Origin of the sequence: Nucisporomicrobium flavum, from assembly GCF_016464385.1 — a bacterium.
Classification (GTDB): domain Bacteria; phylum Actinomycetota; class Actinomycetes; order Mycobacteriales; family Micromonosporaceae; genus Actinoplanes; species Actinoplanes flavus_A.
The window spans coordinates 191,442-200,764 of sequence record NZ_JADMLH010000009.1 but is presented as its reverse complement, the minus strand read 5'-3'; the positions used below and the strand labels follow the sequence as shown (position 1 = coordinate 200,764).

At 72.4% G+C, this 9,323-nt stretch carries 9 protein-coding genes; 4 read left to right on the top strand and 5 right to left on the bottom strand.

The window, feature by feature from the left end; all coding sequences use genetic code 11:
• Positions 1-120 precede the first annotated feature (120 nt).
• From IT780_RS22655 to IT780_RS22645, 3 genes are all read right to left on the bottom strand, one after another.
• Positions 121-327, bottom strand: coding sequence for a DUF3072 domain-containing protein (locus IT780_RS22655; protein ID WP_199513625.1), 207 nt, complete (start codon positions 325-327; stop codon positions 121-123).
• Positions 328-368: 41 nt separating this feature from the next.
• Positions 369-1,151, bottom strand: coding sequence for a VOC family protein (locus IT780_RS22650; protein ID WP_199513624.1), 783 nt, complete (start codon positions 1,149-1,151; stop codon positions 369-371).
• Positions 1,152-1,304: 153 nt separating this feature from the next.
• The gene (locus IT780_RS22645) at positions 1,305-2,606 is read right to left on the bottom strand and encodes a cation:proton antiporter (protein ID WP_199513623.1); all 1,302 of its coding nucleotides are present in this window, start codon (positions 2,604-2,606) and stop codon (positions 1,305-1,307) included.
• Positions 2,607-2,644: 38 nt separating this feature from the next.
• Between IT780_RS22645 and IT780_RS42765 the strand changes: the two genes are divergently transcribed.
• Both IT780_RS42765 and IT780_RS42760 read left to right on the top strand, forming a co-directional pair.
• Positions 2,645-3,154 carry an SDR family NAD(P)-dependent oxidoreductase gene (locus IT780_RS42765; RefSeq protein ID WP_267910117.1) on the top strand — a complete coding sequence of 170 codons (510 nt, stop codon included), beginning with the start codon at positions 2,645-2,647 and terminating at the stop codon, positions 3,152-3,154.
• 8 nt (positions 3,155-3,162) lie between these two features.
• Positions 3,163-3,453: an SDR family oxidoreductase gene (locus IT780_RS42760; RefSeq protein WP_267910116.1), complete on the top strand. Its 291-nt coding sequence runs from the start codon at positions 3,163-3,165 to the stop codon at positions 3,451-3,453.
• Here the strand turns inward: IT780_RS42760 and IT780_RS22635 are convergent, their stop codons facing one another.
• A complete protein-coding gene (locus IT780_RS22635; RefSeq protein WP_199513622.1) occupies positions 3,454-4,128 on the bottom strand; it encodes an HAD family hydrolase in 675 nt (224 codons plus the stop codon). It lies immediately after the preceding gene.
• A gap of 10 nt (positions 4,129-4,138) precedes the next feature.
• Positions 4,139-6,247: an ATP-binding SpoIIE family protein phosphatase gene (locus tag IT780_RS22630; RefSeq protein ID WP_372443776.1), complete on the bottom strand. Its 2,109-nt coding sequence runs from the start codon at positions 6,245-6,247 to the stop codon at positions 4,139-4,141.
• Positions 6,248-6,497: 250 nt separating this feature from the next.
• Here IT780_RS22630 and IT780_RS22625 point away from each other — a divergent pair, with 250 nt between their 5' ends.
• Both IT780_RS22625 and IT780_RS43505 read left to right on the top strand, forming a co-directional pair.
• Positions 6,498-7,430 carry a cellulose binding domain-containing protein gene (locus IT780_RS22625; RefSeq protein WP_199513620.1) on the top strand — a complete coding sequence of 311 codons (933 nt, stop codon included), beginning with the start codon at positions 6,498-6,500 and terminating at the stop codon, positions 7,428-7,430.
• Positions 7,431-7,696: 266 nt separating this feature from the next.
• Positions 7,697-9,157, top strand: coding sequence for a mechanosensitive ion channel family protein (locus IT780_RS43505; protein ID WP_199513619.1), 1,461 nt, complete (start codon positions 7,697-7,699; stop codon positions 9,155-9,157).
• The last annotated feature ends 166 nt before the right edge of the window (positions 9,158-9,323 follow it).

Here is a 9,323-nt window from a genome sequence, read left to right as displayed (position 1 = left end):
GGGTTTGTTTGGGTCTGGTGTGCAAGTACGGTGGACTGGTGGGCGCTTTCAACCTTGGTTGACAGCGCCGGCGCAAAAAGAGGGCCGACCCGCGTGGGCCGGCCCTCTTTCAGGCGATGCTCACCGGCCGCGGCCGGTCTTCTCCTGCAGGTCGTCGATGCGCTCGGACGCCTCGGCCTTGGTCAGCTCCTCCGGCACGCCCTCGTGAGCCTCCGAGGCCAGCGTGTTCAGGTACGACTTCTGCGCCCCGGTGGCCGGCTCGTCGCCGGTGGTCCAGTCGGCCGGGTCCTTGATCGTGTTCGACCCGGTGTTGTCGCTCGCCGCCATGGCGCGCCTCCTCGATGACGATCATTCGAACAGACGTACCACTACCCGCCGAAGGTCAGCTCCATGCCTGAATTCGGGGTGTAAGACATGGTGAGCTCGATCGGGATCGCCGCCGGCGCGGCGATCGAGAAGGGCACACCCCAGGGATCGAGGAGCTCCGCGTACGTGCCGAAGCCCATGTCCTGCGCTCCGGAGACCACCGTGCCGCCGTACGCCCGGCAGTCCTCGAGCGTCTCCACGCAGTCGGCGACCTGGAACGCCGCCCGCCACCAGCTGCCGCCGCGGCTGGGCGCGAGCCCCGCCATCGCGTCGTGTGCCGTGGTGATCCACTCGCCGCGGGTGCCGTCGCTGCCGTACTCGTCGCGCAGCAGCCAGCCGAACGCCTGGCCGTAGAAGTTGGCCGCCGCCACCGAGTCGTCGGTGAGCAGCTCGGGAAAGGTCATCGTGCCGGGCTCGCCGCCGACCTGGGCGCCGGTGAAGCCGCGCGGCTCCCAGATGCCCAGCACGGCGCCGGCCGGGTCGGCGATGACGGCGGAGCGGCCGCCGTGGCCCTCGGCGGGCTCGGCGACGACCCGGCCGCCGGCCTCCCGCACCCGCATGATGGACGACTCGAGGTTGTGCTCGGTCAGGTACGTCAGCCAGCCGGCGGGACGGTCGGGACGGGCCCGGGTCAGCCCTGCGACGGCGCGCCCGCCCAGCTTGAACCGGTCACCGGCGGGTTCCCAGCCGAACAGGCGGGCGTAGAACTCCGCCGCCCGTGCGGGATCGGCACTGGCCAGCTCGACCCAGCAGGGTGTGCCCGGCGCAAAGCCCCGTATACGCATGGCGGCACCTTTCGTCGTTCCAAGTGGGAGTACCGGCCCAACAGAGATGCCGATCACCTTACAGCCATGAATACGCTCTGCCACTACGCCCGGGTTCAATGTCCTAAATAAACTACGGTTTCGCGGAGGCTAGATTACTCACAGCAATGCCAATTACTGAGAGTATTTCTCTTCCGGGGTACGGGACCGTTCGTTGTATCGGTCCAGAAGCCGCATCACGGGCGTCGCCGCAACACCGTGCAACCCCACGCTCACCAAGACGACAAAGGCCGCTGTCGCCCATACGACATCCGCCTGCGGAAACTGTGCGTGGCTCGTGGCGTACGCCAGGTAATAGAACGTTCCGATGCCACGAATTCCGAACGACGCGATCACCCAGTGTTCCGCGCGATGACCCGGTGCGCCGCGCAGCGACAGGAATCCTGACACGGGACGCACCACGAACACGAGCGCCAGACCGACGAGCGCGGCCGGCCAGGTGAGCGGTGCCAGCAGCCCGCTGACCACCGCGCCGCCGAGCAACAGCAGCAACAGGACGGTCAGCAGCCGTTCGATCTGCTCCGCGAAGTCGTGCAGCACCTGGTGGTACTCGTGCGAACGCTGCGCCGCCCGGATACCGCGGGCCGCGACGAACACCGCGAGGAAGCCGTAACCGCCGGCCACCTCGACCAGCCCGTACGCCAGGAACGTGGCAGCGACGGCGAGGAAGCCCTCGGAATGGTGGGCGAGGCGCAGCGTCTTGTTGCGGGCGCGGAAGAACAGCCGGCCCAGCGACTTGCCGACGAGCAGGCCGCCGGCGACCCCGACGCCGATCTTGTAGAGCACGTCGCTCAGCACCCAGTCGCCGAGCCAGCTCTCGTGGGTCACGGCCGCGGTGGCCATGGCGATCGCCGCGTACACGAAGGGAAAGGCCAGCCCGTCGTTGAGGCCCGCTTCCGACGTGAGCGCGAACCGCACCTCGTCCTCGGAATCCTCCTCGTCGGTCGGCTCGCCGACCTGGACGTCGGCGGCCAGCACCGGATCGGTCGGCGCGAGGGCCGCGCCCAGCAGCAGAGCCGCGGCCGGCACCAGGCCCGCCCACCACCAGCCGAGCAGCGCGACGGCGGCGATCGTGACCGGCATGGCGATCAGCAGCAGGCGCCAGGTCGAGGCCCATCGCCGCCGGCCCAGCGGCCGGTCGATCTTCAGGCCCGCGCCCATCAGGGCGACGATCACGCAGACCTCGGTGAGGTGCTCGGTCAGCTTCGGGTGGGCGATCGGATCGGCGTCCGGCAACCCCAGGGGTACGGCGAAGAGCACCATGCCCAGCGCCAGGAACACGATCGGCATGGACAACGGACGGCGCTCGAGAACCCGCGGCAGGATGCCCGCCAGCAGGGCCCCGACGCCGAGCAGGGCGAAGAGGAGGTCGGACAGCTGCACCGGCTCACACTGCCCGCGTACGGGCGGAAACATGCGTGGTTGCCTGCGGGGCAGCCGGGTAACCGGCAGCCATGAGTTCCCGAGGCACCAACCACCCACGGGTCGCCGTCGTCACCGGCTCCGAGTCGGGAATCGGGCGGGCGATCGCGGTCGCGCTCGCCGAGGACGGGTACGACGTCGGCATCACCCGGCACCGCGACACCGAACACGCGCAGCGCACCGCCGACGAGGTCCGCAAGGCCGGCCGCCGTGCCGAGATCCGCTCCCTGGACCTGACCCGGCTGCCGGGCGCGGCCGACGTGGTCGACGACCTGGCCGAGGCGCTCGGCGGGATCGGGGTGCTGGTCAACTGCGCCGGTACGGGCACCGCCACGCCCGTCGTCGACACGGGCTGGGAGCAGTGGCGCCAGGTGTTGTCGGTCGACCTCGACGGGCCGTTCCTGTGCGCCCAGCGCGCCGCCCGTCGCATGATCGCGGCGGGACGCGGCGGCCGGATCATCAACATCACCAGCGTGCACGAGACCGCGCCCCGGGTCGGCGCCGGCGCGTACTGCGCCGCGAAGGGCGGCCTCGGCTGCTGACCAAGGTCATGGCGCAGGAGCTGGGGGAGCACGGCATCACCGTGAACGCCGTCGCGCCCGGCGAGATCGCCACGGCCATGACCGGTCAGGAGGACGTCGACCCGCACACGCAGCGGCGGCCCGGCGTACCGCTCGGACGACCGGGCGACGCCCGCGAGATCGCGGCGGTCGTGGCGTTCCTCGCGAGCCCGCAGGCGTCCTATGTGACCGGTGCGTCCTGGCCCGTCGACGGCGGCATGCTCACCATGGGACCGCAGGCCGGCAGCCACCTCACCACCGATGACTGGCGCCGGCCCTGATCAGTCCAACAGCTTCTTGATCGCGGAGCTGTCCAGCGCCGCCAGCAGGGCCGCCGGGTTCTCGTACGTCTCGACCGCGCCGGCGTCGAGCAGCTCGGCGGCGCTGGTGCCGCCGCAGGTCAGCCCGATGCACGGGATGCCGAGCTTGCCGGCGGCCTTGACGTCCCACACCGCGTCGCCCACGAACACCGCGTGCTCCGGGTCGACGCCCGACTGCTCCAGCGCGGCCTCCAGGATGTCCGGCGCCGGCTTGCTCTCCTCCGCGTCCGCGGACGAGGTGGCGGCGGTGATCACGTCGTCGGCGCCGACCACCCGGCGCAGCTGCTTCAGCTCGGGCGCCTTCGCCGAGGACGCCAGCACCACGGCCAGCCCCCGGTCCGCGCACTCGCGCAGCAGGTCGGCGGCGCCCGGCAGCGGGCGCAGCCGCTCCCACCAGGCTCCGTACAGCACGTCGTGCGCGGACGACATCGTCTCGTCGTCGCTCTTGTCCCGGTCCTCGCCGAGCAGATGGTCGAGGAGGCGGTCCGAGCCCATGCCGATGCCGCGGTGGATCTCCGCCATCGGGACGTCCCGGTCGTGCTGGCGCAGCACCTCCCACCAGGCGACCGCGTGCAGGTAGGTGGTGTCGACCAGGGTCCCGTCGACGTCGAAGAGCACTCCGCGCTTGGCTGTCATGCCAGGGCGATTACCCCGTTTCGGCGGCCGGTATCAACATCTCGAACCAGACCGTGGAGCCGCGTACCGCCGGGTCGGTGCCCCAGGTGTCGCTGAGCTCCTCGATCAGGCCCAGGCCGCGGCCCCTGCTGCTGAGCGTGTCCGTGCGGGCCCGGGTGACGCTGCCCCGGGTGCCCTCGTCGGCCACCGACACGAGCAGCCGCTCCGCGCTCAGGTCGATGTGCACCTGAGCCGGCGTGCCGGCGTGCAGCAGGGCGTTGGTGGTCAGCTCGCTGGTGCACAGGATCGCCGCGCCGATCACCGGCTCGGGGACCGCCCAGTCGCGCAGGCGGTTGGTCATCCACTGCCGGACCCGGCTCGGGCCGGTCGGCTCCGCGGGCACGAGCATCGTCGCGGACCGGCTCAGCGCGACGGCCCGCTCCACTGCCAGGACGGCCACGTCGTCATCCGTACGCCCGGAGACGGCGGCCGTCGCCAGCGAGCACAGGTTGCGCGGGTCGCCGCTGGCCGCCTCCGCGGTGGCCGCCACCAGGGCTTCCAGGCCGGCGCTGAGCGTACGGTCGCGGCGCTCCACCACGCCGTCGCTGAACATCAGGATGGTGTCGCCCGGGTCCAGGCGCACCGTGGTGGTCCGCCACGAACCGCCCAGACCAAGCGGCGCTCCGGGCGGCAACGACACCAGCTCGGCGGTGGCCCGGTCGCGGCCGCCGCGGCGTAGCACCGGAGGCGGGTGGCCCGCGCTGGCCAGCGTGATCGTGCCGTCCGCCTGGTCCAGGACGCCGTACACGACGGTCACGAAGATCTCCTCGTTGCGCGACTCCGCGCCGAGCGAGCCGACCAGCCGGTCCAGCCCGGCCAGGACGGTTCCCGGCGCGGGGTCGGTGAGGGCCAGCGCGCGCAGGGCGGCCCGCACCTGCCCCATCACCGCGGCCGCGCGGACGTCGTGACCGGCCACGTCGCCGAGCACCATGGCGAGGCGCCCGTCGCCCAGCTCGAACGCGTCGTAGAAGTCGCCGCCCGCCGCGTTGCCGTCCACGCCCACGTCGTAGCGCGCGGCGATGCGGAACCGGTCGAGCTCGGGCAGATGCTCCGGCAGCATGCTGCGCTGCAGCAACTGCGCGGTGCCGTGCTGCGCCTCGAACCGCCGGGCCCGCTCCGCCGCCTGCGCCACCAGCTCGGCGGCCGCGTACAACAGGGCGCGCTCGGCGGGCAGCCAGGTGTGCGGCGTGCGGTATCCCATCGTCAGCGCGCCGTGCAGCGACGGCGTCCGCAGCGGCATCGCGGCCAGTGCGCGGATCCGGCGTTCGTGGCGGTCGGTCGCGACCTTGCCCAGCGGCGCGCCGTCCGGCTGGAACGAGGGGCGGCCGCTGAGCGCCGCCACCACCAGCGGGAACCCGGGGTCGTCGCCGATCCGCTTCCACAGCGGCGGCAGGCGCTCGTCGGCCTCGTCCATCATCTCGCCGCGGATGCGCCGCACGTACCGGAAGCCGGCGCCGTCGTCGACCGCGAACACGCAGTGGTCCACGTCGAAGGACGACATCGCGTACGACAGCACGACCCGGGCCACGTCGTCGATGGTGAGCGCCGAGGCCAGCCGGGCGGTCAGCTCGCCGAGGCTCTGCAAACGCCGGGTCACCTGCGTCGTCTCGGCCGCGACCGTGAGGACGCCGACCACGGAACCGTGCTGGTCGCGTACGACGGAATGGCCCCTGGTGAACGACGCCTGCTCGACCTGACCGCCGCGCGGGACCGCCACCTGGGTCTCCGCCTCGAGGAAGGACTGACCGCTGCGGTAGACGTCGTCGATGACCCCGCCGACCCCGGGCGTCTGCCACAGGTCGCCGAACACCTCGGCCGCCGGCCGGCCCAGCGCCGCGGGATGCTTCGCGCCGATGACCTCGGCATACGCGTCGTTGTAGATGAGCACGTGGTCGTCGCCGTAGGCCAGCGCCATCGGCACGGGCGAGGCGAGCACCACCTCGACCGTCGCGTTCACCATCGGGTCCCAGCTCGCCATCGGACCCAGCGACGTGGCCTCCCACGCGTGCGCGGCAACCAGCTCAGCGCAGCCGGGGGGACGGCGCGTCACCACGCCGGGCGGATCGGGCAGCGCCGTCATCGCCGTCGTCCTCGCTGTCGTCACCGCCGTCACCGTTGTCGTCATCGCGGAGGGTATCCCCATGCCGACCATGGACTGAGCGTAGCCCGCCTCCGCCGTTCGGACGATCCGGGCACCATCCGGACGTCCGATTCTGCCAGGTACGTGCGGGTGGTGCGGCTTCGTCGCCCCGCGTGGCCTCACCGTCCGCGACGAGGCGGCGACGAAACAGGGCTCGGCCGTTCGATCTTGGCTGCCCTATAGTCCGCGCGTGAGTGAAACGTGGCGGCCCCGGCCCAGCCGCGGCGTCATGGGATACGTCGCTGAGCTGCAACAACTCGATCCCGGCGCGGCGCCGGCGCCGGCTGCTCCCTGGGCGCCCGCCGAGTCCGTGCGGCCCGTACCGGCCGCCTCGCCATGGCCCGAATCCGATCCGTTCGCTCAGACCTCACTGTTCTCGGACGATCCGACCCCGATCGTCTCCCACGTCCGGCCGGGCGTACCCGGGCGGCGGATGCGGATGGCGGTGATCTCCGGAGGGGTGCTGGCGATCCTGGCCGGGCTGGGTGTCGGATATGCGGCACTCGGCGGCTCCGGCCCGGACGCTGTCGCGGCCCCTGGTGTCACGGCGACAACCGTCCCCGCCGACGGCGTGCTCAACCTCGAACCCGCCCTGCCCGGCGTGGACCCGGTCACCGGCGCCACGCTCAGCCCGGCGCCGACAGCCACTCCGGCGACCGCTCGCACCACGACCCCGGCGGCGCGGGTTCCCCGCCGCACGACCCGGCCGGCGGCCCCGGGCGTACCCGATCTGCCATCCGGCACGGTGACACCCTCGCCTCCGGCGGATCCGGCACCCACCCTGCCCGCCGCGCCGCCCCTTCCTCAGCGTCCCGTCCCGGCGGTGGCCACCTTCACGTACACGGCCGAGGAAGGCGAGTCGGGCTGGACCGGATACAGCGGACAGATTCGCGTACAGAATCCCGGCAGCTCGGTGAACACCGGCTGGAGGGTCACGCTGACCGTGCCGGGCGGCAACCGGGTCGATGCCTCGGGAGCGTCGGCCGGCCAGGAGGGGGAGACCGTGACGTTCACGGGCGACCCCATCGCGGCGGGCGACTCGCTCAGCTTCGCCTTCACGGTGGACGGGACGCTGACCGAGCTGCCGGGCGGATGCCGCATCGACGGCACCGCCTGCTCCTGACCGCTTCGGTCCTTTTGTCCGGGACATTCTTGCGGTTCCCTGACGGTACGCCCACGTCCGGTGCGAGCCGACGCCCGTCGATCTAACCTCGTCTCAGACCGGCCCCCCGCCGGCCACCACGGGACGTCTCGCGTGCAGCGTGGGTGAAGCTCGCGCCCAGCGCGGGTGAGGTTCGCGTCCAGCGTGGGTGAAGCTCGCGCGTAACGCGGGTGAGGTTCGCGCGCAGCGCGAGTGAGGTTCGCGCGCAGCGCGAGTGAGGAGAAGCGATGACCGGCTCCGGCCTGGACGACGCCCTGAGCGACATGTGGCGGTCGGTGCTGCTGTTCGTGCCGGCGGCCCTGGCCTTCGTGGCCGTCCTCGTCATCGGCTACGTGCTGGCCCGCCTCGTGCGGACGGTCGTCGCCAAGACCCTGCACCGGGTCGGCTTCGACCGCGCCGTCGAGCGTGGTGCCATCGGCCGGGCCCTGGACGGCCGGGTCGAGCCCAGCGACCTGTGCGCCAAGATCGCCTTCTACGCGGTGCTGCTGTTCGCGCTCCAGCTCGCGTTCGGCATCTGGGGGCCCAACCCGGTCAGCGACCTCCTCACGGCCCTGGTGGCCTGGCTGCCCCGGGCGTTCGTCGCGGTCGTCATCATCGTGGTCGCCGCCGCCATCGGCAGCGCGGTCCGCGAGCTCATCGACAGTGCGCTGGGCGGGCTCGCGTACGGGCGGCTGCTGGCCCGGGTGGCGTACTGGCTGATCGTCGGCCTGGGCGTCATCGCGGCCCTCGAACAGGTGCAGATCGCCACGGCCGTCACCCAGCCCATCCTCATCGCCGTCCTCGCCACGGTCGCGGGCGTCGTGATCGTCGGCGTGGGCGGCGGCCTGATCCGGCCGATGCAGCGCCGCTGGGAGGTCTGGCTGGAACGGGCGAGCGCGGAGTCCGCGGTCATCCGCGAGCACGCCCGCTCGTACGCCGACGAAAAGGCCAGGATCGCCGCCGAGAAGCGTGCCGAGGAAGAGCGTCTGGCTGAGGAGGCTCGGAAGGCTGAGGAGGCCCGGAAGGCTGAGGAGGCTCGCAAGGCTGAGGAGGCTCGCAAGGCTGAGGAGGCTCGCAAGGCTGAGGAGGCTCGCAAGGCTGAGGAGGCTCGCAAGGCTGAGGAGGCTCGCAAGGCTGAGGAGGCTCGCAAGGCTGAGGAGGCCCGCAAGGCTGAGGAGGCCCGCAAGGCTGAGGAGGCTCGCAAGGCTGAGGAAGCGCGGCGGACCAAGGAGGCTGACGACGCTGCGGAGGCTCGTCGGGCCGGGGCGGTCGCGTCCGGTGCTGACGGGCACGGGGCCGTGGCCGCTGGGGGCTCGGGGGCGACCGACGACGTGCCGCGGGGACAGGACAGCCCGACCGAGGGCGAACCGCCGGCGTTGAGCGAGCAGGAGCAGCGTGCCGAGGCGGCCCGGCAACGCCTGCTCGAGGCCGCTGCCGGTGAGCAGACCCAGGTCATCCCGGTTCAGCGCCGGTCCAGGGAGTACTCCAACCCGGTGCCCGGCTTCGACGACGAGGACGATGACGACACCGAGACGACGGGCGACGTGCCCGGCCCGGCCCCGTCGCCCACCGGCGCGCACGGGGGCGGCGAGGATCCGGAGGAACGGACTCAGGTGCTGCCGCGTCAGGTGCCGCACCCGGCGGACGACGAGGAGAAGACGCAGGTCATCAAGCCCGTCAAGCCGCCGACGGACGGCCCGGCCAAGTAGCCCCGTTCGGGGGCGCCTCCGCGGCCCCGGCTGTTCTGTTCCGCGCCGCGTCTCGCGCCTGGGGATGGCCGGGCGCGGCCGGGGCCGGGGGTCGTCTGGGGCCGGGTGCGCTGGAGATGCCAGAGGGCCGGCGCCTCCGGGGAGGTGCCGGCCCTGAACGGTCGGT